At 74.3% G+C, this 24,616-nt stretch carries 23 protein-coding genes; 13 read left to right on the top strand and 10 right to left on the bottom strand.

Annotated features, from left to right (window positions below):
* Positions 1-30: 30 nt before the first annotated feature.
* Genes ABD126_RS22690 through ABD126_RS22675 form a run of 4 tightly spaced genes read right to left on the bottom strand, consistent with a single transcriptional unit; the run spans position 31 to position 4,994 of the window.
* Positions 31-1,122 (bottom strand): glycosyltransferase family 4 protein, encoded by a 1,092-nt coding sequence (locus tag ABD126_RS22690; RefSeq protein ID WP_343935887.1) that lies wholly within the window; start codon positions 1,120-1,122, stop codon positions 31-33.
* Positions 1,115-3,607, bottom strand: coding sequence for a glycosyltransferase (locus ABD126_RS22685; protein ID WP_343935886.1), 2,493 nt, complete (start codon positions 3,605-3,607; stop codon positions 1,115-1,117). The genes ABD126_RS22690 and ABD126_RS22685 overlap by 8 nt, the downstream gene beginning before the upstream one ends.
* A gap of 47 nt (positions 3,608-3,654) precedes the next feature.
* Positions 3,655-4,050: a CU044_2847 family protein gene (locus tag ABD126_RS22680; RefSeq protein WP_343935885.1), complete on the bottom strand. Its 396-nt coding sequence runs from the start codon at positions 4,048-4,050 to the stop codon at positions 3,655-3,657.
* Positions 4,051-4,076: 26 nt separating this feature from the next.
* Positions 4,077-4,994 carry a glycosyltransferase family 2 protein gene (locus ABD126_RS22675; RefSeq protein WP_343935884.1) on the bottom strand — a complete coding sequence of 306 codons (918 nt, stop codon included), beginning with the start codon at positions 4,992-4,994 and terminating at the stop codon, positions 4,077-4,079.
* Positions 4,995-5,014: 20 nt separating this feature from the next.
* Between ABD126_RS22675 and ABD126_RS22670 the strand changes: the two genes are divergently transcribed.
* The 3 genes from ABD126_RS22670 (at position 5,015) to ABD126_RS22660 (ending at position 8,130) form a co-directional block, all read left to right on the top strand.
* Positions 5,015-6,061 carry a glycosyltransferase family 4 protein gene (locus tag ABD126_RS22670; RefSeq protein WP_343935883.1) on the top strand — a complete coding sequence of 349 codons (1,047 nt, stop codon included), beginning with the start codon at positions 5,015-5,017 and terminating at the stop codon, positions 6,059-6,061.
* A 67-nt stretch (positions 6,062-6,128) separates the two neighbouring features.
* The gene (locus tag ABD126_RS22665) at positions 6,129-7,253 is read left to right on the top strand and encodes a glycosyltransferase family 4 protein (RefSeq protein ID WP_343935947.1); all 1,125 of its coding nucleotides are present in this window, start codon (positions 6,129-6,131) and stop codon (positions 7,251-7,253) included.
* Positions 7,254-7,272: 19 nt separating this feature from the next.
* The gene (locus ABD126_RS22660) at positions 7,273-8,130 is read left to right on the top strand and encodes a glycosyltransferase family 2 protein (RefSeq protein WP_343935882.1); all 858 of its coding nucleotides are present in this window, start codon (positions 7,273-7,275) and stop codon (positions 8,128-8,130) included.
* Between the two features lie 5 nt (positions 8,131-8,135).
* Here ABD126_RS22660 and ABD126_RS22655 read toward each other — a convergent pair whose 3' ends face one another.
* Entirely contained in the window at positions 8,136-8,678 is a 543-nt protein-coding gene (locus tag ABD126_RS22655) for a hypothetical protein (RefSeq protein ID WP_343935881.1), read from the bottom strand.
* Positions 8,679-8,835: 157 nt separating this feature from the next.
* Here ABD126_RS22655 and manB point away from each other — a divergent pair, with 157 nt between their 5' ends.
* Positions 8,836-9,915 carry a mannose-1-phosphate guanylyltransferase gene (gene manB, locus ABD126_RS22650; RefSeq protein ID WP_343935880.1) on the top strand — a complete coding sequence of 360 codons (1,080 nt, stop codon included), beginning with the start codon at positions 8,836-8,838 and terminating at the stop codon, positions 9,913-9,915.
* Positions 9,908-10,795, top strand: coding sequence for a DNA-3-methyladenine glycosylase family protein (locus tag ABD126_RS22645; protein ID WP_343935879.1), 888 nt, complete (start codon positions 9,908-9,910; stop codon positions 10,793-10,795). The genes manB and ABD126_RS22645 overlap by 8 nt, the downstream gene beginning before the upstream one ends.
* On the opposite strand, the gene ABD126_RS22640 is transcribed toward ABD126_RS22645, so the two are convergent.
* Genes ABD126_RS22640 through ABD126_RS22625 form a run of 4 tightly spaced genes read right to left on the bottom strand, consistent with a single transcriptional unit; the run spans position 10,780 to position 14,418 of the window.
* Positions 10,780-11,322, bottom strand: coding sequence for an NUDIX hydrolase (locus ABD126_RS22640; RefSeq protein ID WP_343935878.1), 543 nt, complete (start codon positions 11,320-11,322; stop codon positions 10,780-10,782). The genes ABD126_RS22645 and ABD126_RS22640 overlap by 16 nt on opposite strands.
* The gene (locus ABD126_RS22635; protein WP_343935877.1) at positions 11,319-12,653 is read right to left on the bottom strand and encodes a coenzyme F420-0:L-glutamate ligase; all 1,335 of its coding nucleotides are present in this window, start codon (positions 12,651-12,653) and stop codon (positions 11,319-11,321) included. The genes ABD126_RS22640 and ABD126_RS22635 overlap by 4 nt, the downstream gene beginning before the upstream one ends.
* Positions 12,646-13,611, bottom strand: a complete 966-nt coding sequence (gene cofD / locus ABD126_RS22630; protein WP_343935876.1) for a 2-phospho-L-lactate transferase — start codon at positions 13,609-13,611, stop codon at positions 12,646-12,648. The genes ABD126_RS22635 and cofD overlap by 8 nt, the downstream gene beginning before the upstream one ends.
* A 39-nt stretch (positions 13,612-13,650) precedes the next feature.
* Entirely contained in the window at positions 13,651-14,418 is a 768-nt protein-coding gene (locus ABD126_RS22625) for a site-2 protease family protein (RefSeq protein ID WP_343935875.1), read from the bottom strand.
* A 274-nt stretch (positions 14,419-14,692) separates the two neighbouring features.
* On the opposite strand from ABD126_RS22625, the gene ABD126_RS22620 reads away from it, so the two are divergent.
* Complete coding sequence (locus ABD126_RS22620) at positions 14,693-15,001, top strand: WhiB family transcriptional regulator (RefSeq protein ID WP_343935873.1); 309 nt, start codon at positions 14,693-14,695, stop codon at positions 14,999-15,001.
* Between the two features lie 63 nt (positions 15,002-15,064).
* On the top strand, positions 15,065-18,427 hold the full coding sequence (locus ABD126_RS22615) for a glycosyltransferase (RefSeq protein ID WP_343935872.1): 3,363 nt from the start codon (positions 15,065-15,067) through the stop codon (positions 18,425-18,427).
* Between the two features lie 230 nt (positions 18,428-18,657).
* On the opposite strand, the gene ABD126_RS22610 is transcribed toward ABD126_RS22615, so the two are convergent.
* Positions 18,658-19,104 carry a metallopeptidase family protein gene (locus ABD126_RS22610; protein ID WP_343935946.1) on the bottom strand — a complete coding sequence of 149 codons (447 nt, stop codon included), beginning with the start codon at positions 19,102-19,104 and terminating at the stop codon, positions 18,658-18,660.
* A 138-nt stretch (positions 19,105-19,242) separates the two neighbouring features.
* Between ABD126_RS22610 and ABD126_RS22605 the strand changes: the two genes are divergently transcribed.
* From ABD126_RS22605 to ABD126_RS22580, 6 genes are all read left to right on the top strand, one after another.
* A complete protein-coding gene (locus ABD126_RS22605) occupies positions 19,243-19,602 on the top strand; it encodes a DUF3499 domain-containing protein (RefSeq protein ID WP_121225427.1) in 360 nt (119 codons plus the stop codon).
* A 79-nt stretch (positions 19,603-19,681) separates the two neighbouring features.
* On the top strand, positions 19,682-21,034 hold the full coding sequence (locus tag ABD126_RS22600) for a phosphomannomutase/phosphoglucomutase (RefSeq protein ID WP_343935871.1): 1,353 nt from the start codon (positions 19,682-19,684) through the stop codon (positions 21,032-21,034).
* Between the two features lie 5 nt (positions 21,035-21,039).
* On the top strand, positions 21,040-21,237 hold the full coding sequence (locus ABD126_RS22595; protein WP_343935945.1) for a Trm112 family protein: 198 nt from the start codon (positions 21,040-21,042) through the stop codon (positions 21,235-21,237).
* A 4-nt stretch (positions 21,238-21,241) separates the two neighbouring features.
* The gene (locus ABD126_RS22590; protein ID WP_343935870.1) at positions 21,242-22,318 is read left to right on the top strand and encodes a hypothetical protein; all 1,077 of its coding nucleotides are present in this window, start codon (positions 21,242-21,244) and stop codon (positions 22,316-22,318) included.
* A 13-nt stretch (positions 22,319-22,331) separates the two neighbouring features.
* The gene (gene manA, locus ABD126_RS22585; RefSeq protein ID WP_343935869.1) at positions 22,332-23,540 is read left to right on the top strand and encodes a mannose-6-phosphate isomerase, class I; all 1,209 of its coding nucleotides are present in this window, start codon (positions 22,332-22,334) and stop codon (positions 23,538-23,540) included.
* A gap of 62 nt (positions 23,541-23,602) precedes the next feature.
* Entirely contained in the window at positions 23,603-24,523 is a 921-nt protein-coding gene (locus ABD126_RS22580; RefSeq protein ID WP_343935868.1) for a cation diffusion facilitator family transporter, read from the top strand.
* The last annotated feature ends 93 nt before the right edge of the window (positions 24,524-24,616 follow it).

The following is a 24,616-nucleotide window of genomic DNA, read 5'->3' as shown; positions in this document are numbered from 1 at the left end:
CGTTCCTTGTGGTCGGTCACCCGTTCGACGCTACCGGCGCGCGGCGGCGGCGAGTCGGTACGCCTCCAGGGTCTTCTCCGCGGTGTTGCGCCAGGTGTAGCCCGAGGCGTGGGCGCGGCGGGCGGCTTGGGCGGTGGCGTTGGGTTCGGTCTCCACGGCGGTGGTCAGGGCGTGCGCCAGGGCTTCCGGGTCGCCCACCGGGACGTGGGTCGCGTGGCCGCCGGCGGTCTCGCGCAGCGCCGGGACGTCGGTGCACACGACGGGCACGTTGCAGGCCAACGCTTCCAGGACGGGGAGGCCGAAGCCCTCGTCGCGGGAGGGGAGGACGAGGGTGGCCGCGCCGGCCACGACGCTGCGCAGGTCCACGTCGTTGAGGTAGCCGGTGCGCAGCACACGACCGTCCACACGGGACTCGCCTGGGCCGGCCAGGACCAGCGGGGGAAGTGATGGGGTTGCGGCGTGGGCGTCCAGGAGGGTGGAGAGGCCCTTGCGGGGGCCGCCGGCGCCTACGAAGAGGAGGTATTCGCTGGGCAGGCCCAGGCGGGAGCGGAGGCCGGCGGACGGGGGCCTGGCGGCGAACCACGCCGGGTCCACGCCCAGCGGGGTCACGACGATCTTGTCCGGCTCCACGCCGAAGCGGTCCGTCACGACGTTCGCCACGGCTTGGGTCGGCGTGCACACGATGTCGGCCCGCAGCGCGGACTTCCGCACCAGCTCGGGCAGCCTGCGGTCCGACGGCGGCAAGTCGCCGGGGGCGTCGAGGAACGCCAGGTCGTGGATCGTGGTCACGCCGCCCGCCCGGATCGCCGGCGGCAGCACGAAGTTCGTGGCGTGCATGACGTCGGTCGGCCCGGCCAGGAGTTCCACCGGCGGGAACGGCCCGCGCAGCCAGAACTGGCGCAGCAGGCGCGCCGAGACCGGCAGGCCCCGGGCGACCACGTCGTGCGGCAGCACGGTGCGCAGCGCGCGCCACCCGCGCAGGGTGAACGCGACCGCCCGCACCTCCACGGCGCCGGGCATCGACGCCAGTTCCTCGGCCAGCGCGGCGGTGTAGCGGCCGATCCCCGTGCGGTGGCCGAGCAGCGGGGTGCCGTCGATGAGGACCTTCAGCGGCTTAGCCATGCCCGCGCAACTTCTTCAACACGCGGCCGGTCGCCCGCTTGGCCACCTCGCGCGGACCGCCCTGGCTCAGGTAGTCCCGCACGAGCCGCACGTCCCGTTGCAGCTTCTCCTTGCGCCCCAACGGCGGGTTGCGCACCATCGGCGCGACGCCGGGCAGCCGGTCGGCGGCCGGGCGCGGGTGGCGGCAGAACTCCACGAGCGGTTCCAGGACCGCCTCCCAGGTGAAGCGATCCCGCACGACCGCTATGCGTTCCGCGCACGCTGTCGCGAACTCGGTGTCGTACAGGACCTTCTCCAACGCGGCGGCCAGCGCGTCCGGGTCTTCCGAGGGCACCACGACGCCGAGGCCCTCGCGGGACACCAGGTCCGCGAACGCGTCGCCGTCGGTCGTCACGATCGGCAGGCCCGACCACAGGTAGTCCAGCACCCGCGTGCGGAACGCGAACGTCGTCTCCACGTGCTCGTAGTGCGTGGTGACGCCCGCGTTCGCGTCCAGCAGCCAGTTCTGCCGGTCGTGGTAGGGCACCCAGGTCTCGTTGAAGAACACGTGCGTGCCGGTGAGGCCGAGCTGCTCGGCCAGCAGCCGGGTGTGGTCGGCGATGTCCATGTCGGGCACCTCGGGGTTGGGGTGCTTCATCCCCAGGAACACCAGGCGCGCGTCGGAGTGCTTGTCCCGCAACCGGTCCACGGCCCGGATGAGGGTCAGCGGGTCGAACCACGAGTACACGCCGCCCGCCCACAGCACGACCTTGTCCTCCGGGGCGATGCCCAGCGCGTCGCGCAGGCCGGGGCCGGTGCGCTGCGGCGGCTTGCCGGACAGGCCGAACGGGGCGACGGCCAGCAGCGACCGGGTCGTGCGGTCGTTGTCGTAGAGGGTCGGGGTCAGGCGGCCCATGGACGCCAGGTGGCCCAGCCAGAAGTGGCGTTGGCGCTCGGACGCGCACAGGAAGAAGTCGCCGCGCCGCAACTGGTTGTCCAGCACGCGCTGCACGCCTTCGAGGTCCTTCTCGCGCTGCTCGTCGGTGGCGTCGCGGCCCTGCTCCAGCAGTTCCAGGTGCATCGGGTCGTAGATGTCGCACACCACGACCTTGTTCGACTGCGGCTGGCGCAGCTGCGGCAGGAACTCCAACGCGTGCCCTTGCAGCACGACCACGTCCGCCCACACCAGGTGCGGGTCGATGTCGCGCGGCTGCACGCCGTGGACCGCGAAGCGCGCCTCGGGCGGCATGCACAGCGGGTTGAACGTCACCAGCCGCACGTCGTGCTCCGCCGACAGCACCTCCGCCATGTGCCACGCCCGGATCGCCGGACCGGCCATGCGCTCCGAGATCGCGTCACCGGTCACGATCAGCACCCGGCGCGGACGCCCGTACAGCTCGTCGATCCCGAACGCCTCGACCAGCACGTCGTGCGCCGCCAGGTAGCGCTCCAGCGGGTACGCGGGCTCCAGTGCCTTGCGCATCAACGTGACCAGGTCCGCGTCGCTCACCGCCCGCGCCGCCTGCTCGACCTTGCGCGACTCCGCCAGCGCCGGCAGCAGCTCCACGAACTGGTCGATCGCCAGGAACCCGGCCAGCGCCTGCCGCGGCACGGGCACCGGCTCGGCGTCCGCCGCCGGGTCCGCCGGCCGCCGGGTGATCTCCAGCTGGGTCGGGTCGATCTCGCCGCGCGCGGTGGCCCGGCGCACGCACAGCGCGAGCGCGGCGGGCAGCGCCTTGGCCAGCGTCTCGTCGGAGGCGTTCTTGTAGAGGGTGGCGAGGGCGTTGCGCTCCAACAGGTACAGCTCGCGACTGGTGTCCACAGTGGACATGGAGCCGTGGTGCTTGTGGTAGGTCAGGGACTTCGGCTCGAACCGCACCCGCCAGCCGCGCAGGTTCAGCCGCCACCCGAGGTCCACGTCCTCGTAGAACATGAAGAAGCGCTCGTCGAACCCGCCCAGCTCGCGGAACAGCGGCGCGCGCACCAGCAGCGCCGACCCGGTCCCGAACAGGACGTCCTTCGGGGCGTCGTGCGACCCGTCGTCGGGCTCGCCCGCGTGCCGCTTGTAGCCCATCCCGAACCAGGTCAGCCCGCCGTCGACGAAGTCGATCGCCTGGCCGTCCCAGTCCAGCACCTTGCTCGCCACCGCGCCCACGGTCGGCTCGTCGCGCAGCACCCGCACCGCCGCGCGCACCCAGTCCGGGTGCGGGCGGGCGTCGTTGTTGAGGAACGCGAGCACCGACCCGGTCGCGTGCCGCGCACCCAGGTTGCACCCGCCCGCGAAACCCAGGTTGGCCGGCGCCTCGACCACGGTGGCCGCGGGCACGGCGGCGCGGATGCGCTCCGCACTGCCGTCGCCCGACGCGTTGTCCACGCACACGACCTGCAACTTCTCCGCCGGGTAGGACAGGTCGGCGTACAGCGCGCGCAGACAGGTGATGGTGTCCTCGGCGCCGCGGTAGTTCACCACGACCACCGACACGTCAGGCAGGCTCGCTCGCTCCACGCGTTAAGCCTGCCTCATGCCCCGCCGGCGCGTTCGACGAAGGTGCCCTATCCGGCCGAACCGGCGTCGTCCGCGGGGTCGTCCCGGTCGTCGTCGTCCTCGGCGGGGGCGGTGGGCAGGTTCGCCCGCTGCCACTCGGCGGTGATCTTGACGTGCGCCTCGACCCCGGACTTGGCGATCACCACCCCGGCCTCGGCGGTCACCTTCAACCCGACCTCGACCATCACCTTGTCGGGTCGGAAGTCCGGCATGGCCCCGATCTTCTCCGCGACCGCCCGCGCGAGCCGGCGGGCGTTGTCGACCCCGGCCTCCAGCGTCTGGTCGACCACCCCCAACGCCTCGTCCAACTTCCGCCCGGCCCGCACGGGCCCGTCGTACTCCTCCTCGACCTCGAACGGGACGAACGCCCCGTCCTCGGTCCGGAGGGCGATGTACTCGGCCACACCTCTCCCCTCGTCGGCAACCCTTCCTACCGGCCCGCCCACTCGCGCCACACGGCGCGGCGGGAGACCGTCGACCGGCGGCCGACCGCCACCCGCTGGGCGAGCGTCGCCGGCAACCGGAAGAGGATCTCCGCGAGCACCTGGACACGCAGCGCGACGCGGAAGTTCGCGGGTTGCGGGCCCCGGCGCACGACCAGGGCCGCCGTCAACGCCGTGAAGTGCGCCAACCGGGCCAAGGCCACCGGGAGGGGCGCGCAGCGCAGCAGCATGAGCAGCCGGTTGCGCTCGTTCCAGCGGTGGAACAGCCGGGAGCCGGGGCGGGTGCTCGCGCCGTGCCGGTGGCGGACGCGGGCCGGGCCGACCGAGACCACCCGGTGGCCCGCCAGGCGCAGCCGCCACGCCGTGTCGGTGTCCTCGTAGTAGCAGAAGAAGCCCGCCGGGACGCCGCCCACCGCGCGCAGCGCGTCCGTCCGGAGCAGGGCCGCGCCGCCGCAGAACCCGAACACCTCGCGCCCGGCGAGCACCAGGTCCGCGCCGTGCCCGTCGGCGGTCAGGGCCACGCCCACCGACTGCGTGGACCCGTCCGCGAGCAGCATCGACGACGTCGCCGCGGCGGCGCCGGGGTCGTCCGCGAGCGCCTGCTCCAGGGCCGCCAGCCAGCCGTCGTCGGGCACGGCGTCGTCGTTGAGCCAGGCCGTGTACTCGGTCTCGACCAGCGGCAGCACGGCCGCCAGGCCGCCCGCGTAACCCCGGTTGCGGTCCAGCCGGACCACCTCCGGCGCGCTCGGGTGCCGGGCGAGCAGCTCGGCGGTGCCGTCGTCGGACGCGTTGTCCAGCACGATCGTCCGGCGTGGACGCTGCCGGGCGAGCGCGTCGAGGCACGCGGTGATGTGGGCGCGACCGCGCCACGTCACCACGACCACCGTCGTACCGGGGGTGGGCACGGCGTGAGACGGTACGCGACGTGCCCAACCTGGTTGTGCTGACCGAGCAGTTGCTGGCCCCCGTGCCCGGCGGGACCGGCCGGTACACCCGCGAGCTGGCCGCCGCGCTGGCCCGGACCGCCCCGCCCGGCTGGGAGGTCACCGGCGCGGTGAGCCGGCGGGCCGACACCTCGGCCGCCCGGGTCCCCGGCGTGCTCGGGCCGAAGGTGCTGCCGCTGCCGCGCCGCGCGCTGATCGCCGCGTGGGAGCACGGCGTCCCGTACTGGCCCGGCGGCGACGCCGTGCACGCGCCCACCCCGCTCGCCCCGCCGCGCGGCCGGGTCGTCGTCACCGTGCACGACACCGTCCCGTGGACCCACCCCGAGACGCTGACCCGGCGCGGCGCGGCCTGGCACCGCAAGGTGGTGCTGCGCGCGGTGTCCCGGGCGCGGGCGATCGTCGTGCCCACGTGGGCGGTCGCGGACGAGCTGCGCCGGTACGCGCCGGGCAGCGCGCCCGTGCACGTGATCCACAACGGGGTCACCGGGTTCCCCGCCGAGGAGCCGGTGGACGTGCCCGACCGGTACGTCCTCGCCATCGGCACCATCGAGCCGCGCAAGGGTTTCGACGTGCTGGTCGAGGCCACCGCCGAGCTGGGCGTGCCCCTGGTGGTCGTCGGTCCGCAGGGGTGGGGCGGGGTGGACCTGCGCGCTCCGCACGTGCGGCTGCTGGGCCGGCTCACCGACGCGCGGTTGGCCTTCGTCCTGCGCCGCGCCGCCGTGCTCGCCGCGCCCAGCCTCGCCGAGGGGTTCGGGCTGCCGGTGGCGGAGGCGATGGCGGCCGGCGTCCCGGTGGTCCACTCCGACGCCCCGGCGCTGGTGGAGGTGGGTGGCGGGGCCGGGCTGGTGACGCCCCGGGGCGATCGCGCGGCTTTGGCGCGGGCGCTGCGGACGGTGCTGTCCGACGAGGGTGTAGCGCACCGCATAGTCGCCGCCGGCCGCGTCCGCGCACAGGCGTTCACCTGGGACAACGCGGCCCGGGAGGTGTGGTCGGCGCACCTGTCGCCCGGTCGGCCGCGTCCCGTTTGAGCCAATCCCGGGTAACCGGGGCGTCGCCCCCCGTACCCTTCACCGCGTGTCGTCCGTCGAACCCAGCGTGCTGATCGACGCCACCGCCGTGCCGACGGACCGGGGTGGCGTGGGCCGGTACGTGGATTCGCTGGTCGCGGCCCTGGACGTGGAAGGCGCGAAGATCAGCGTCGTGTGCCAGCCGCGCGACGCCGAGCTCTACACCAGGCTCGCCCCGCACTCCCGCGTGATCGCCGCCGCCGACGCCGTCGCGACCCGCACCGCGCGCCTGACCTGGGAGCAGACCTCGTTGCCGCGCCTGGCCTCCCGCCTGGGCGTGGGGGTCGTGCACTCGCCGCACTACACCGTGCCGCTGGCCAGCCGCGCCGCCTCCGTCGTCACCCTGCACGACGCCACCTTCTTCACCGACCCGGTCCTGCACTCGTCGGTCAAGGCCCGCTTCTTCCGCGCGTGGACGCGGGCGTCGCTGCGCCGGGCCGCGCTGTGCGTGGTGCCCAGCCGGGCCACCGCCGACGAGCTGACCCGCGTCGCCGGCGCCGACCGGCGGGTGCTGCACATCGCCCAGCACGGCGTGGACACCGAGCGGTTCCACCCGCCGACGCCCGAGGAGGTCGCGGCCGTCCGGCGGACCCTGTCCCTCGGCGACGCGCCGTATGTGGCGTTCCTGGGCGCGTTGGAGCCGCGCAAGAACGTGCCGGCGCTGATCCGCGGCTTCGCGCAGGCGTGCCGGGGCCGGGCGCACCCGCCGACGCTCGTGCTCGCGGGCCAACCCGGGTGGGACAGCCAGGTCGAACGCGCGCTGGACGCCGTGCCGCACCGCATCCGCGTGATCCGCGCCGGGTACCTGCCGTTCGGGCAGCTGGCCGGGTTCCTCGGCGGCGCGGACGTGGTGGCCTACCCGTCGTTGGGCGAGGGGTTCGGGCTGCCGGTCCTGGAGGCGATGGCGTGCGGCGCGGCCGTGCTGACCACCCGGCGGCTGAGCCTGCCCGAGGTGGGCGGCGACGCGGTCGCGTACTGCGGGGTCGGCGCGGGCGACATCGCGGCGGCGCTCGGCGAGCTGCTCGACGACCCGGCCCGCCGGGCGGCCCTGTCGTCGGCGGCCCTGGTGCGGGCGAAGGACTTCACGTGGTCCACCTCCGCCGCGCGGCACCGCCTGGCCTACGAGAGGGCCTTCCGGACCCACCGCCGCTGACGCCACTAGGGTGGCCGGCGTGACGCGCTACGGAGACGGACTGGCGGTCGTGACCGTCACCTACTCGCCGGGGGAAACCCTGGACACCTTCCTGTCCACCCTGGCGGGGGCGACGACCCGCCCGGTGGCTGTCGTCCTGGCCGACAACGGCTCGACCGACGGCGCGCCCGAGCGGGCGGCGGCGGCGTCGCCCTCGGTGACCTTCCTGCCCACCGGCGGCAACCTCGGGTACGGGGCGGCGGCGAACCGGGGCGTGGCGTCGCTGTCCGACGAGTACGGCTGGGTGGTCGTGGCCAACCCCGACGTGTCGTGGGACCCGGGCTCGCTGGACGTGTTGCTGGAGGCCGCCAAGCGGTGGCCGCGCGGCGGCGCGTTCGGGCCGCTGATCCACGAGCCGAGCGGCGAGGTCTACCCGTCGGCGCGGCAGCTCCCGTCGCTGGGGCGGGGGCTGGGGCACGCGGTGTTCGGCAAGGTGTGGCCGGGCAACCCGTGGACGCGCGAGTACCGGCAGGAGACGGCCGAGGTGCGCGAACGGCCGGCCGGCTGGCTGTCCGGGTCCTGCCTGCTCCTGCGGCGCGAGGCGTTCGACTCGGTGGACGGCTTCGACCCCCGGTACTTCATGTACTTCGAGGACGTGGACCTCGGCGAGCGGCTCGGCCGGGCCGGGTGGCTGAACGTGTACGTGCCGGACGCGTCGGTGACGCACATCGGCGGGCACTCGACGTCGAAGATGTCGAACCGGATGCTGGCCGCCCACCACAGCAGCGCCTACCGGTACCTGTCGGACCGGCACCAGGGGCCGTTGTGGGCTCCCCTGCGGTTCGCGGTGCGCACGGGCCTGGGCCTGCGGCTGCGCCTGGTGACCCGCCGGTCCTGAGCCGCTCAGCCGTTGAGGCGCTGGGACAGCCCCTGCGGGGGCTGGTCCTGGCCGCCCGACAGGCGCTGCGACAGCGACGGCCGCGAGGTGGACACCTGCTGCACCGTCGGCACCGGACCGGGCGCGACCCGCAGCTCCGGCTCCGGCTGGGGCGCGGGCGGCGCGGCGGGGGCCTGCTGGTGCCCGGGCGGGCCGGCGGCCGGGAGCGGCTGGGTCTGCGGGGCCTGGCCGTGGGGAGCCTGGCCGTGGGGAGCCTGGTTGTGCGGGGCCTGGTTGTGCGGGGCTGGGTTGTGGGGGGCCTGGAGGGGCTGGGGTTGTGCGGGCAGCGGCTGGGTCTGCGGGGCGCGGCCGGCCGCCGCCTGGGCCGACAGGATCATCGTGGAATCCGGGTCCACCACGCGCGGGTCGGCGGCGTTGACCATCGATCTCGGGATCTGCTGGGTGGCCGACGAGTCCATCGGGCTCGTCATGTTGTCCGGGGTCACGACGTGGATGCCACGTGCACGAGCACGGGCGAGCGCCGCGTCGGCCCGAGCGCGGGGGTCCATCCGGATCTCTCCTGCGTTTCCCTTGGGCCGGCTCCCGGGGAGCCGGCGTGCCGATCGGTGACGCTCCGCGACACCGGACCTGTGCCAGTGTCGTCAAGGTGCTCGTGCCAGAGTATTCGCATCCACGAGCGGAAGTAAGCGGAGGAGGAAAAACGGCATGTCGGAGCTGCAAGGCGCCGAGGCTGTGGTTCTGGTCGGGGGCAAGGGGACCCGCCTGCGGCCACTGACCCTCTCGGCCCCCAAGCCGATGCTGCCCACGGCGGGGGTGCCGTTCCTCACGCACCTGCTCTCCCGCATCCGGGAGGTCGGCATCACGCATGTGGTGCTCGGCACGTCCTACAAGGCCGAGGTGTTCGAGGAGCACTTCGGCGACGGCTCGTCGCTCGGCCTGGAGCTGGAGTACGTCGTCGAGGAGGTGCCGCTGGACACCGCCGGCGCCATCCGCAACGTCGCGCACCTGCTGCGCGAGCCCGACGTGATGGTCTTCAACGGCGACATCCTGTCCGGTGTGGACCTGCGCGCCGTGCTGGACACCCACCGCGTGAACGAGGCCGACGTCACGCTGCACCTGGTCAAGGTGGAGGACCCGCGCCGGTTCGGCTGCGTGCCGACCGACGCCGACGGCCGGGTGACGGCGTTCCTGGAGAAGACCGAGAACCCGCCGACCGACCAGATCAACGCCGGCTGCTACGTCTTCAAGCGCTCGGTGATCGAGGCCATCCCGGCCGGGCGGCCGGTGTCGGTGGAGCGCGAGACGTTCCCCGGGCTGCTGGAGTCCGGCGCGCGGCTCCAGGGCCACGTCGACACCTCCTACTGGCTCGACCTGGGCACGCCCGCCGCGTTCGTGCAGGGCTCGGCGGACCTGGTGCGCGGGGTCGCGCCGTCCGCCGCGCTGCCCGCCGCGCCCGGTGACGCGATCGTCCTCGCGGACGCGAAGGTGGACGACGGCGCCCGGCTGACCGGCGGCTCGACCGTCGGCCTCGGGTGCACGGTCGCCTCCGGCGCGGTGGTCGACGGGTCCGTGCTGTTCGACGGCGCGGTGGTCGGCGAGGGCGCGGTGGTCGAGCGCAGCGTCGTCGGGGCCAACGCCCTGGTCCAGGCCGGCGCGGTGGTCCGGGACGCCGTGATCGGCGACGGCGCGGTGATCGGCGCCCGGTGCGAGTTGATCGGCGGCGCGCGGGTGTGGCCGGGTGTCGTGCTGCCCGAGGCAGGGGTGCGGTTCTCGACCGATGCGTAGGACTTGGCGGCCGGACTTCCCGCTGGACCTGGGGGCCGTCATCGGCCCCCTCCGGCGGGGACCCGGTGACGTCGCGTTCCGCGCGGTCGAGGGCGTCTGGCTGACCGCGAACACGCCGGCCGGGCCCGGCACGCTGCACATCACCCGCCCGGACGCCGTCGAGGCGGAGGCGTTCGGCGCGGGCGCGGAGTGGCTGCTGGACGGCCTGCCCGCGCTGCTGGGCGCGGACGACGACGACTCGGCGTTCGAGTGCCACCACCCGCTGGTCGCCGAGACCCGGCGGCGGCGGCCGGGCGTGCGCCTGGGGTCCACGGGACGGGTGTGGGACTGCCTGCTGCCGGCCGTGCTGGAGCAGAAGGTGACCTCGACCGAGGCGCACCGCTCCTACGCCCAGCTGTGCCGCCGGTTCGGCACGCCCGCGCCGGGGCCGGCGACCGGGATGTTCGTGCCGCCGACGCCGCGCGCGGTGCTGTCGATCAACGACTGGGAGTGGCACCGGGCCGGCGTGGACGGGGCCCGCCGGCGGGCCCTCATCGCCGCCGCGCAGGTCGCGCACCGGCTGGAGGACGCGGCACGGCTGCGCGGCGAGGCCGGTCGGGCGCTGCTGCGCAAGGTGCCCGGCATCGGGGTGTGGACGGCGGCCGAGGTCGCGCAGCGCGGGTGGGGCGACGCGGACGCCGTCAGCTTCGGCGACTTCCACCTCGCGGGCCTGGTCGGCTGGGCCCTGCTCGGCCGCCCGCTGGACGACGACGGCATGGCCGAGGAGCTGTCGCCCTACTCGCCGCAACGCCACCGCGCGGTCCGGTACGTGGAACTGTCCGGCGCCCGCAAGCCCCGCTTCGCCCCGCGCTTCTCGCCCCGCGACTACCGCGCGATCTGAGCCAGCGCCGCTTGCACCATCGGGTGCAGGTCGTCGGCGTTCGACGGCAGGTCGTCCACCGGCCACCACTGGAGGTCCACCGACTCCGCGCTGCGCACCGCCGCCGCGCCCACCGGCGCGCGCACCACGAACCGCACGTCGAAGTGCCGCGTCGGCACGCCCAGCGAGCACGTGATCGGGTGCACGTCCAGGTGGACCGGCGCCGGGTCGATGCGCAGCCCCCGGATGCCGCTCTCCTCCGTCGCCTCCCGCAGCGCCGCGCCGGCCAGCGTCTCGTCGGACGGCTCGCAGTGCCCGCCCAGCTGCAACCACCGGCCCACGCGCGGGTGCAGCGTCAGCAGCGTCCGCTCACCCGTCGCGTCGAGCACCAGCGCGGACGCGGTGACGTGCCCCGGCACGCAGGACCGCTCGCAGGCGTCCGGCCGCGCGGCCAGGAAGCCCAGGTACGCCTGGCGCAGGGCCTCCTGCTCCCGGCCGGCCGGCCGCCAGGCCGTCAGCACGTCCACCGCGTCCGCGTGCAGGCTCACAGCTCCAGGAACCCTTCCTCGACACCCCGCGGCGCGCGCGGGGTCAACGGCTCGACCGGGTGGCCCACCGCCACCGCGCCCAACGGCTCCCACGTGTCCGGCAGGCCCAGGACGTCCCGGACCACGTCCGGGCAGAAGATCGTGGACGACACCCAGCACGACCCCAGGCCCTCGGCCGCCAGCGCCACCAGCAGCCCCTGCACGGCCGCGCCGCCCGCGATGGTGAACATCGTGCGCTCCGCCGCCGTCCGCGCCACGTCCGGGTAGCTGTGCGCGCCCTCCGCGACCAGGAACGGCAGCACGACCTCCGGCGCGGCGCGCAGGAAGTCGCCGCGCGCCACCCGCCGCTCGATCCGCTCCGCCGACCACCCGTCGGCCGCCAGGTCGGACCGCCAGCGCTCCCGCATGGCGTCCAGCAGCGCGACCCGACGGGCCCGCAGGTGCACGAACCGCACCGGGCGCGTGTGGTGCGGCGCCGGGGCGGTCAGGGCCGCGCCCACCGCCCGCCGCAGCGCCGCCGCGTCCACCGGGTCGGCCGTGAACGACCGCACGGACCGGCGCACCAGCACCGCCTCGGCCCGCCCCTGCGCCACCGCCTCCTCGACGCCCAGCCGGAACAGGTCGTCCTCGATCGGCCGCACCAGGTCCCGCGCCGACGACCCGTCGTCGGCGACCGCGAGGCCCCGCACCACGGCCACCGGCACCGCGCCGAGCTTGCCCTTCACCAGGTCCGCCGCGGCGGCGACCTCGTCGGCCACCGCCACCTCGGTCACCAGCAGCTCGTTGCCCTGCGCGTCCACCGAGCCCGCGTACCGGTGCAGCACCGCGAGCCCGGCCGCGCCGATCGCCGCGTCGGTCTGCCCGACCCGCCACGCCCGGCCCATGGTGTCGGTCACCACGACCGCCACCTCGACCCCCAGCGCCTGGGACAGGGCCGCCCGCAGCGCCGCCGCCGACCCGTCCGGGTCCACCGGCAGCAACGCGATCTCGTCGCCTGCCACGTTCGACGCGTCCACCCCGGACGCCGCCTGCACGACGCCCAGCTTGTTCTCGGTGATCAGCGTCCGCCCGCGCCGGGCGATCACGCGCACCGCCTCCGCCTCGACGTGGGACCGGCGCACGGCGTCGCGCTGCTCGGGGTCGGTCGGCACGGACACCAGCCGACCTTCCACTTTGGACAGCACCTTGCTGGTCACCACGACCACGTCGCCGGACTCCAGCCAGGGCGCGGCGGACGCGATCGCGCCCGCCAGGTCGTCACCCGGCCGGAACTCCGGCAGCCCGGTGACCGGCAGGACCGTGACCGCGCCGCCGGCCGCGTGGTCAGCCAACGGAGACACCGGCCAGTTCCAGCGCCGCGCGGGCCATCGCCGCCGTCGCGTCCACATCGGACATCAGCAGCGGCACCGCGCGCACCGCCACGCCGGGCACGTCGCACCGGTCGCCGGTGTGCACCAGCCACCCGTCCAGCACGCCGCCCTCGGTGGTCTTGCGCGACCCGTAGAGCCGGCCCACCGCCTCCGCCGAGGTCTCCACGCCGATCGCGGTCAGGCACGCGTCCGCCATCCCGCGCAGCGGCTTGCCGCCGATGATCGGGGACAGGCCCACCACGCCGGCCTCGGTCTTGCGCAGCGCGTCCCGGATGCCCGGCACGGCCAGGATCGTGCCGACGCTCACCACCGGGTTCGACGGCGCCAGCAGCACCACGTCCGCCTCCAGGATCGCGTCCACCACGCCCGGCGCGGCGGTCGCGGACTCCGCGCCGACCGACGCGAACGACTGCGCCGGCAGCGCCGCGCGGTGCTTGACCCACCACTCCTGGAAGTGGATCGCCCGGGTCTCGTCGCCCTCGGACACGACCACGTGGGTCTCCACCCGGTCGTCGGACATCGGCAGCAGCCGCACGCCCGGCTGCCACCGGTGGCACAGCGCCTCCACCACGGCCGACAGGGGGTACCCCGCGCGCAGCATCCGGGTCCGGACCAGGTGCGTGGCGATGTCCCGGTCGCCGAGGCCGAACCAGGTCGGCTCCGCGCCGTACTTCGCCAGCTCCTCCTTGACCGTCCACGACTCGTCGGCCCGGCCCCAGCCGCGCTCGACGTCGATCCCACCGCCCAGGGTGTACATGCAGGTGTCCAGGTCGGGGGTGATCCGCAACCCGTGCATCCACACGTCGTCCCCGGTGTTCACCACCGCGGTGACCTCGTGCTCCGGAGCACCCAACAACGACTTCAGGCCGACGAGGAACCGAGCCCCGCCGACCCCTCCCACCAGTACGACGACCTTCACGGGACGCCATCCTCCCACCGGGGCCGCAGCGGCCGACACTCAGCGCCAGAACATGAAGGTGCCCTGCCCCAGCCCGGCCCACAGCGGCTCGCCGCCGACCAGTCCGAACACGGTGTAGGACAGGTCGAAGAAGATCGCCGCGATCGCCGGGAACGCCAGCAGCACCGCGAACAGCACCAGCGGCGCCCACGGCCGGGCCTTCGCCCCGAACTGCTGCGCCTGGTAGGACATCCAGGGCTCGATCACGCCCCAGCCGTCCAGGCCCGGCACCGGCAGGATGTTCAGCACGAACGCCAGGATCTGGAGCAGCGCCAGGTAGGACAGCGCGGCGGCCAGGCCGGCGGGCGGCTGGAAGAGCAGCACCGAGAGGCTGAGCAGCGCGCCGAGCACCAGGTTGCTCACCGGTCCGGCGAGCGAGACCAGCGACTCGACCCGCTTGTTGCGCAGGGCGTGGTGGTTGATCCACACCGCGCCGCCGGGCAGCGGGATGCCGCCGAACGCCAGCAGCACCAGGGGCAGCACCAGGGACATGATCGGGTCGGTGTAGTGGCGGATGTCCAGCGTCAGGTAACCGCGTGCTTTCACCGCGTAGTCGCCGCCCTTGTAGGCGACGACGGCGTGCCCGAACTCGTGCAGGCACAGGGAAACCGCCCAGCCGCCGAGCACGAACAGCACGGTGCCGGCGATCACCACGGGGTCGTCGATCGGGCTCTCCGGGTCGCCGAAGAGGGTCAGCACGGCGCCTGCCACCGTGATCGCGAGCAGGCCGAGGAACAGTGGACTGGGTCGCACCGCTGATCGCTTCACCCCACCAGTGTGGCCCCCTCGACGCGGTGGTCGACAAGGCAGGCGGCTTTGGGCCGTTCGGGCAGCGGTTGTCGCTCGGTGTGCCGTGCGAATCACCGTCTGTGCTGCCAGTCAAGGTTTTCCCCGCCGAACGCGGGAATATCCCCCGTCCTGTGGACTCGGCTTGACCGGGTGTTGTGACACAGGTGTAATCACATCGGTGTCATTCGTCGTTGTGGGGACGGCGAGTGGTGTCCGCCAACCGGGGAGAGCGGAAGGCGAGGAGGCGGACGGTATGCGGGAAATCGACGGGGGTCGTGAGGTGGACGGGGACGCGCCGGCGCGGGAGTCGGTGGTGTTCACGGAACTCTTCGACGCGACCGACGAGCAGGACTGGCAGGAGCGCGCCCTGTGCGCGCAGACCGACCCGGAGGCGTTCTTCCCGGAGAAGGGCGGCTCGACGCGCGAGGCCAAGCGGATCTGCCTGGGCTGCGAGGTGCGCTCCGAGTGCCTGGAGTACGCGCTCCAGCACGACGAGCGCTTCGGGATCTGGGGCGGGTTGTCCGAACGGGAGCGGAGGAAGCTCAAAAAGCGCGCCGTGTGATCGTTTCGGCGCGCTCTGCCTTACCGTGTCGTCCACGGGTTGTCGGACGGACGGGAGCGGCACTTGACGAGCGGCGCCACTCCACGGCTGCGCACCGTGCCCGTGCTGGCCGTGCTGGTGTGCCACGACGGCGACCAGTGGCTGGGCACGGCCCTGTCCGCGCTGCGCCGGCAGCGCCCCCGGCCGCGGCACGTGATCGCCGTCGACACCGGGTCCCTCGACCGCACGCCGAAGATCCTCGCCGAGGCGGCGGAAGGTACCGATCGGGTGATCGACGGGGTGCTGACGCTGCCCCGCGGCACGGGGTTCGCCGAAGCGGTCCACGCGGCCGTCGACCACGCGGTCCAGCGCTGGGGTGACCCGGGCGCCTGGCTGTGGCTGCTGCACGACGACTGCGCGCCCGACCCGGACTGCCTGTCGCTGCTGCTGACCGCCGCCGAGGTGTCACCGTCGGCGGCCGTGCTGGGCCCGTTGAGCCTGGACTGGGCCGACCCGCGGCTGGTGGTCGAGGCGGGGTTGTCCACGGACTCGTCCGGGCACCGGCAGACCGGCATCGGCGGGGTGGAGTTCGCCGGGGCGTTCCACCAGAGCACCGAGGCGCTGGCCGTGCCGTCGGCCGGCTCGCTGATCCGGCGCGCGGTGTGGGAGTCGCTGGGCGGTTACGACCGGAAGCTGCCGCTGCTGCGCGACGACATCGACTTCGGCTGGCGCGCCAACCGCGCCGGGCACCTGGTGCTGTCGGTCCCGGTGGCGCGGATGCGGCACGTGCGCGCGGCGTCGCGCGGGATGCGCAAGCTGGACGCGGCGGTCGCCCGGCCCGGCCCGCTGCTGCGCGGGGTGGACCGCGCGCACGGGTTGCGGACGTTCCTGGTCAACTGCGGCGGCGCGGCGTTCCTGTGGGGCGTGCCGCGGCTCGCGGTGCTCGGGTTGTTGCGCGCGCTGGGCTTCCTCGTGGTGCGGAGGTTCTCCGACGCGCGCGGGGAACTGGGCGCGGTCGGGTACGTCCTGGGTGGACGCGCCGGGCTGCGCGCGGGCCGGGCGGCGCGGCCGGCGAAGGGCGTGGTGCGCGGGCTGTTCACGACGCGGATCACCCGGCTGCGCAACGCCGTTCGCGGCGCGTCGGCCTACCTGATCCGGCGGCGGGTCGAGGCCGACGCGGCGCTGGGCAGGCTGCCGGAGGACGACGTGCGGCCGGTCGCGTGGTCGCCACCGTCCGAAGTGGAGCGTCGGGTGGTCGGTCCGGCGGCGCTGCCGGCCGGTGTCCTGTCGCGGCGGCGGCCGGTGCGGGTGACCGGCGGGTTGCGGCGGCCGGCCACGACGGTGCCGGTGGAGGCGCCGCTGCGCGGCTCGTTGCGCCCGTCGCCGCGGCCCCGGCCCTCGCCCGTGCCGCGCGGCGGGTCCGTGGTGTTCGTCGAGGTCGACCGGGCGCGGGTGCTGTGGTCGCTGGTGCTCGGCCCGCCGCTGGTGCTGGTGCTGGGCCTGGTGGTGTTCGGGGTGCTGGCCAACGCGGCGCGGATCGGGCTGGACCTGTCCGGCGGGCGGCTGCTGCCGGTGCCGTCGCTGGGCGAGGTGTGGTCGGAGTACCTGGCGGCGTGGCACCCGGTGGCGGGCGGGACGTCGGCCCCCGCGCCGGCGGCGCTTGCCGTGCTGGGGACGTTCGGCGTGCTGGTCGGCGGGCCCGCGGTCGCCGTGGCCGGGCTGATGGTGTTCAACGCGCCGCTGGCCGGGTTGTCGGCTTACGCGGCGACGCGGCGGCTGCCCGTGCGGCGGCCGGTCCGGGCGGTGGTGGCGGCGGCGTACGCGCTGGTCCCGGCGGCGACGTCGGCCGTGAGCCAGGGTCGGCTGGACGTCGTCGTGGTCCACGTCTTCCTGCCGGCGGTGTTCGCCGGGGTGCTCGCGGTGCTGCGGGGCGGGTCGGGGACGTCGTGGCTGCCGGTCGCGTCCGGGACGGCGCTGGGGTTGGCCGTGGTGGGCGCGTTCTCGCCGCTGGTGCACGCGCTGGTGGCGGTGGGGGCGCTGGTCGGGTTCGTCGCCGTGCCGGGGCGGGTCGGTGACGGGCGGCGGCGGGTGGCCGGGCTGTTCATCGTGGTGCTGCTGCCGATGGCGCTGCTCATGCCGTGGCCGGCGGTGGTCTTGCAGCACCCGTCGATCGTGCTGCACGGGGTGGGCGCGTTCGTGCCGTCCGCGCCGGTGGGGGTCGTGGACCTGCTGACGCTGCGGCCCGGCGGGCCGGGGGCGCTGCCGTTCGTCGGCGGGGTGGTGGTGCTGTTCGCGGCGGGGGCGCTGGCGCTGAGGTTCTCGCGGCCGATGGTGCCCGGGTTGGTGGTGGTCGTCGGGGCCGGGCTCGCGGTGGTCGTGCTGCGGACGGTCGAGGTGTCGCCGGTCGTGGGCGGGCCGGCGGAGCGGGGCTGGGTCGGCGCGCCGCTGGTGGTCGCGTCGTGGGGGTTGCTGTGGGTGGTGCTGGCGGCTTGTCGGCGGGACGCGCGGCCGGTGGGTGCGGGGTCGGGGTTCGCGTCGGCGTCGGGGTTCGGGTCGGGTGCGAGTTCGGGGTTCGGGTCGGGTGCGGGTTCGGGGTTCGGGTCGGGGTCGGGTTTGGAGCGGGCGTTCGCCCTGGGTGGGGTGCTCGCGGTGGTGGCGTTGGTGGGGTGCGGGTTCGTCGGGATGCGGTCCGGGCCGCTGACCGCTGACGGGGCTCGGCTGCCGTCGACCGTGGAGCAGGAGTTGCCCCGGACCGGTCGGTCGGTGCTGGTGCTCGGGACGCCCACGCGGCAGGTGGCCGGGCGGATGCCCGCGTTCGGTGATGATGATCTTGTGCCGGTGCCCGGGGCGGCGTCCCGGCTGGACCGGTGGCACCGGGACCTCGTGGGCGGGGACGCGCGGGCGGCTCGGACGGCGTTGGCCCAGGCGGCGGCGTCGGGGGTGGCGTTCGTGGTGACGGAGGACCGGGCGTCGGGGCAGCGGTTGCGCGACGCCGTGGGCGACCTGGTCGCGGTCGCCCCGCCGATGTCGGACGGTCGGCCGGTGTACCGGGTCCAGTTGGCGGCGGGGAACGCGGTGCTGCTGTCGCCGGAGCTGGCCCGGCGGGCGCGGACCGGCGGGATGCCGCCGGACTCGCTCGGGGTGCCCGGCATCGCCCCGGTGGAGTCCGCCGCGCCCGAGGTGGGGGTGCGGGTGTCGGAAGGGCCGGAGGGGCGGTTGCTGGTCGTCGCGGCGGAGGAGGAGCCGGGGTGGTCGGCGACCGTCGACGGGCGGGCGGTGGCCGTGGTGCGGGCTTGGGGGCACCTGGTGGGGGTGCCGGTCCCGGCCACGGCTTCTGAGGTGCGGGTCGAGGCTTCCAGCACGTTGCGGGAGCTGTTGTTGCTGGTCCAGGCCGCTGCGGCGTTGTTCGCCGTGTTGACGGCTATTCCCTCGCGGCGGCGGGTTTGAAGCGTAAAAGCTGAAAAGCGGCGCTCGCCGCGCGGCAGGCCCCCGGGGGTGGAAGGGCGTCGGTTCGTTCCCCGTACGGCCTGCCGGAGGCAACCACCCTTGGGTCTTGTTTGCAACCGGTGAAGCGTGGTTGCAAACAAGACCCAAGCGCGGTTGGGCTGCGCCCAGGCCGTACGGGGAACGAACCGAGGCCCTTCCTGTGGCTTGGCAGCCCGTTGAAGGCGCGTTGGTTATTCGCCGTCGATGACGTCCGGGTCCAGGCCCAGGTAGTTGGCCACCTGTTCCACCAGGACGTCGTGGACCAGGTCGGCCAGGTCCGAGCCGTCCTTCGCTCGGGCCTCCAGCGGGCGGCGGTAGAGGACGATGCGGGCTCGGCGGTCCGTTCCCGCCGGGAGCAGGCGGGCCAGGGGGACGTTGCCGTCCTCGACCACGTCGCCGTCCTCGGACGTCGCCTGGACGTCCGGGACGTCGTCCACCGCCACGTCCAGCTGGGTCAGCTCGGTGCGCCAGCGGGCCTCGATGGGTTCCAGGGCTTCCAGGACCAGGGCGTCGAAGCGTTCCGCCCGGCTGCGGGCCGCCGGGAGGGTCGCCGGGTACAGCGGGCCGCGCAGGCCTCGGCCGTGGCGGTCGCGCCTGCGTCGGCTCGACGGGCCTTGACGTCGGGAACCCCTGGCCATCACCACGGCGTACAGGTTAGTTGCCCCGGCCGGCGGGGTGGTCACCAGGCGGGTCGGCGGGGGTCGACTTGGCCAAGTCCACCGACGCGCTGAGGGCAATCCAACACACCTGCGCCCGGACGCGATATCGTCCCCGCCGTGCGGAGCGTGAGACGGTGCTCGCGAACCGGGTGCGCGAACCCGGCAGTCGCCACGCTCACGTACGCCTACGCGGACTCCACGGCGGTCGTCGGACCCCTGGCCACCTACTCCGAGCCGCACAGCTACGACCTCTGCGAGGAGCACGCGCTGCGCCTCACCGCGCCGCGCGGCTGGGAGGTCGTCCGGCACCAGGGGCAGTTCGTCGCCCCCGAACCCACCGTGGACGACCTGACGGCGTTGGCCGAGGCCGTGCGGGAGGCCGGGCGGGCGGATCGGCCGGTCGAGGCGCCCGAGGTGCCGGCGGGCACGATCCGACGAGGTCACCTGCGCGTCCTGCCCGATCCGAACGAAGACTGAACGGACCCGACACGGCTCTGACAGCCGCGCCGGTAGGCTTCGGCACGCCCACGTCAAGAGCCAATCCGGGAGTGTGGCTGTGCGCGATCTGTCCGGCATCGTCAAGGCCTACGACATCCGCGGTGTCGTCGGGGAGCAGCTGGACGCGGACGTCGTCCGCGAGTTCGGCGCGGCCTTCGCGCGGCTGGTCGGCGGGCCCGCCGTCGTCGTCGGCCACGACATGCGCGAGTCCTCGCCGGGGCTGGCCGCCGCGTTCGCCGAGGGCGTGACCGCGCAGGGCGTCGACGTCGTCAGCATCGGCCTGGCCAGCACGGACATGCTCTACTTCGCCTCCGGCAAGCTCGACCTGCCCGGCGCGATGTTCACCGCCAGCCACAACCCGGCGAAGTACAACGGCATCAAGCTGTGCCGCGCGGGCGCCGCGCCGGTCGGCCAGGACTCCGGGCTCGCGCAGATCCGCGCCGACGTCGAGCAGGGCGTCGCCGACGCCGAAGGGGTGACCCCGGGCACGGTCTCCGAGCGGGACATGCTCGCCGACTACGCCGCCTACTTGCACGAACTGGTCGACCTGTCCGGCTCCCGGCCGCTGAAGGTCGTCGTGGACGCGGGCAACGGCATGGGCGGGTACACCGTCCCGAAGGTGTTCGAGGGCCTGCCCGTCGAGGTCGTCCCGATGTACTTCGAGCTGGACGGCAGCTTCCCCAACCACGAGGCCAACCCGCTGGACCCGAAGAACATCGTGGACCTGCAGGCCCGGGTCAAGGAGGAGGGCGCGGACGCCGGTGTCGCGTTCGACGGCGACGCCGACCGCTGCTTCGTGGTGGACGAGCGCGGCGAGCCGGTGTCCCCGAGCGCCATCACCGCGCTGGTCGCGGTGCGCGAGCTGGCCAAGGACCCGGGCGGCACGGTCATCCACAACCTGATCACCTCGCACGCGGTCCCCGAGATCGTGCGCGAGCACGGCGGCACGCCCGTGCGCACCCGCGTCGGCCACTCCTTCATCAAGGAGGAGATGGCCCGCACCGGCGCGATCTTCGGCGGCGAGCACTCCGCCCACTACTACTTCCGCGACTTCTGGCGCGCCGACACCGGCATGCTGGCCGCGCTGCACGTGCTGGCCGCGCTCGGCGAGCAGGACGGTCCGCTGTCCGCCCTGACCAGCGCCTACGAGCGCTACGCCGCCTCCGGCGAGATCAACTCGACGGTGGCCGACCAGGCGGGCAGGCTGGCGGCCATCAAGGCGGAGTTCGGCGCTCGCGAGGGCGTCACGCTCGACGAGCTGGACGGTCTCACCGTCGCCCTGCCCGACGGCTCGTGGTTCAACCTGCGCGCCTCCAACACCGAGCCGCTGCTGCGGCTCAACGTCGAAGCCGCCGACGCGGCCTCCGTCGCCGCGCTGCGCGACGAGGTCCTGGCGATCGTGAGGGGATGACAGACGTGGCCGTCCAACTCGACCCCCAGCTGCTGGAGATCCTGGCCTGCCCGTGCCCGGAGCACGCGCCGCTCAAGCCCGGCACCGCCGCCGACCCGCAGGCCGACTTCCTGACCTGCACGTCGTGCGGCCGGTCCTTCCCGGTGCGGGAGGGCATCCCGGTGCTGCTGCTCGACGAGGCTGTCGAACCGTCGGCGGGGTGACCCGGTGCTCGACGACAGCCTCCTCGACGACCAGGCCCGGCTCGCCGAAGTCGACACCAGCGGCCTGCTCAGGGCCGCCGCGCGGGCGGGCGCGCAGGTCCGGGCCACCGCCGAGGCGGCGGAGGAACTCGGTGTGCGGCGCGTGTTCGCCGAACGGCCGCGCGCCCTGGTGCTGGTGACCCGGCCGGGCGTGGCGCCCGCAGTGGCCAAGCTGGTGACCGCGCTGCTGGGACCGGCGTGCCCGGTGCCGGTCGTGGTCGCCGACGACGTGCCGACGTGGGTGGGCGCGCTGGACGTGGTCCTCGCGCACACCGAGGACCCCGGTGACGCGGTGCTGGCCGAGGCCGTCGACCGGGCGGGCCGGCGGGGCGCGCGGGTGCTGCTGACCGCCGAGCCGGACGGCCCGGTGGCCGCGTCGGCGGCGGGGCACGCGCTGCTCATCCCGCCGCGCGTGCCGGTGCCGCAGGGGTTCGGGTTCGCCCGCGCGTTCGCCGCGTGGGTGGTGGCGCTCAACGCGCTCAAGCTGCTCGACGTGGACGTCAACCTGGTCGCCGACGAACTCGACCGCGAGGCCGAGCGCGACCACCCGATGCACGAGTCGTTCGTCAACCCGGCCAAGACGCTCGCGCTGCGCGTCGCCGACCGCACGCCGCTGCTGTGGGGCCTGGACGAGCCGGCGACGGCCGTCGCGGCGCACGGCGCGGGCGTGCTGGCCTGCTACGCGGGCCTGGTGAGCGACGTCGCGGGCTACCCGCAGGCGCTGACCCGGTCGGTGCTGCACCGCCGGGCCGTGCACGGCACGTCCGGCGCGGACATCTTCGCCGACCCGGACGACGAGTCCGACGGCCTGGTGCGGGTGCTGCTGCTGGCCGTGCGCCAGGGCCGGCCCGCCGAGATCGCGCGGCGGGCCGCGCAGGACACCTTGCCGGGAGCCGACGTGCTCGAACCGGCCGAGGAAGTGACCGGCGGCGACGCGGTGTGCTCCGCGTTGCTCGCCCTGCGGTTCGAACTGGCCGCGCTGTACCTGGGGCTGGCGGCGGGGACGCTGGGTGGCCCGGGGCTGTACGCGCCGGCCGTGTGAGGGGATTTTCGCTGTGGAACTGCTGCACAACGCGGTGCGGGCGTACGCGTGGGGATCGCGTACGGCCATCGCCGAGCTGCTCGGGAGGGAGGTGCCCGCGCCGCACCCGGAAGCCGAGCTGTGGATGGGCGCCCACCCCGGCGACCCGTCCCGGGTGCGGCGGTCCGACGGCGAGCGCTCGCTGCTCGACCTGCTCGCCGAGGACCCGGAGGCCCAGCTCGGGCAGCGCTGCACCGAGCGGTGGGGCAGCAGGCTCCCGTTCCTGCTCAAGGTCCTGGCGGCCGACGAGCCGCTGAGCCTGCAGGCGCACCCGTCGGCCGAGCAGGCCGCGCTGGGGTTCGCGCTGGAGGAGAGGACCGGCGTGCCGATCGAGTCGTCGGTGCGCAACTACAAGGACCCGTCGGCGAAGCCGGAGCTGATCTGCGCGCTGACCGAGTTCCACGCGCTGGCCGGGTTCCGGGCGCCGGAGCGGACCGTGGCGCTGCTGCGGTCGCTGGAGGCGCCCGACCTGGCCCCGTACACCGAGCTGCTGGCCGCGCAGCCGGACCAGAACGGGCTGCGCGCCCTGTTCACCACGCTGATCACGCTGCCGCAGCCGACGCTGGACGCCCTGCTGCCGCAGGTGCTCGACGCGTGCGTGCTGCACGTGAAGGAGCGCGGCGAGTTCGACCTGGAGTGCCGGACCGTCCTGGAGCTGGGCGAGGCCTACCCCGGTGACGCGGGCGTGCTGGCCGCGATGCTGCTCAACCGGCTGGTGCTCCAGCCCGGCGAGGCGATCCACCTGCCCGCCGGCAACCTGCACGCCTACCTGCACGGCACCGGCGTGGAGATCCTGGCCAACTCGGACAACGTGCTGCGCTGCGGCCTGACGCCCAAGCACGTGGACGTGCCCGAGCTGATGCGGGTGCTGGACTTCACGTGCGGCGACATGGCGGTGCTGACCGGCGACGAGACCCAGCCCGGCGTGTGGACCTACCGGACGCCCAGCCCGGAGTTCGAGCTGTCCCGCCTGGAGCCGGCGGTGGGCGGCGAGACCCGCGTCGACCACCACGGCCCGCAGATCCTGCTCGTGACGCAGGGCGAGGCGCGCCTGTCGTGCGGCGGGCAGGAGTTGACGGTCGCGCGGGGGCAGTCCGTGTGGGTGCCCGCGGCCGACCCCGCGGTGGTCGTCACAGCCGACGAGCCGACCCGGCTTTTCCGGGCAACATCGGGCAGCGATTAAGGTCTGCGCACTAGGGTCACACCGACACCGGCAAACCGGACGTTTTGGGTGAGGGAGCAACCGTGTCAGCAGGAGGCGGTACCAGGGCGATCATCGCCGCGTTGGTGGCCAACGCCGGGATCGCGTTGGCGAAGTTCGTCGGCTTCCTGATCACGGGGTCGTCGTCGATGCTCGCCGAGGCGGTGCACTCGGTCGCCGACACGTCGAACCAGGGCCTGTTGCTGCTGGGGCAGAAGACGTCCCAGCGCAAGGCGACGCTGAGCCACCCGTTCGGCTTCGGACGGGACCGGTACTTCTACTCGTTCGTCGTGGCCCTGCTGCTGTTCAGCCTGGGCTCGGTGTTCGCGCTCTACGAGGGCATCCACAAGCTGGAGGCCCACGAGCCGCTGTCCTCGCCGTGGGTCGCGGTCGGCATCCTGGTGGTGGCGATCGGCCTGGAGACCTACAGCTTCAAGACCGCGATCCACGAGTCGAAGCTGATCAAGGGCGACGCGACGTGGTGGCAGTTCATCCGCCAGTCGAAGGTGCCCGAGCTGCCCGTGGTGCTCCTGGAGGACCTGGGCGCGCTGGTCGGCCTGGTGCTGGCCCTGTTCGGCGTTGGCCTGGCGATGCTGACCGGCAACCCGGTGTGGGACGCCATCGGCACCATCTGCATCGGCGTGCTGCTGGGTGTGATCGCGATCATCCTCATCGTGGAGATGAAGTCCCTGCTCATCGGCGAGGGCGCGGCCCCGACGGAGCTGGACGTGATCGTGGACGAGCTGGCCGCGGGCAAGGTGCAGCGGGTCATCCACATCAAGACCCAGTACATCGGGCCGGACGAGCTGCTGGTGGCGGCGAAGATCGCGCTCAACCCGGGCCTGACGGTGGCGGAGGTGGCGGAAGCCATCGACGCGGCGGAACAGCGCGTCCGCAACAAGGTCCCGTCGGCCCGGCTGATCTACCTGGAGCCCGACCTGGACCGTTCGCTGGCGACCTCGTAGCGCTCGACGACCCGCTTGGCCGCGTGCTGGTCGCCGCGGCGGGCTCTGTCTTCGAGTTCGGTGAACTGGCCGCGTTCCGCGAGGAGCGCGGCC

The organism is Saccharothrix mutabilis subsp. mutabilis (genome assembly GCF_039521145.1).
GTDB lineage: Bacteria > Actinomycetota > Actinomycetes > Mycobacteriales > Pseudonocardiaceae > Actinosynnema > Actinosynnema mutabilis.
Note: the sequence above shows the minus strand (reverse complement) of the source record. Positions and strands in the feature narration are given on the sequence as shown.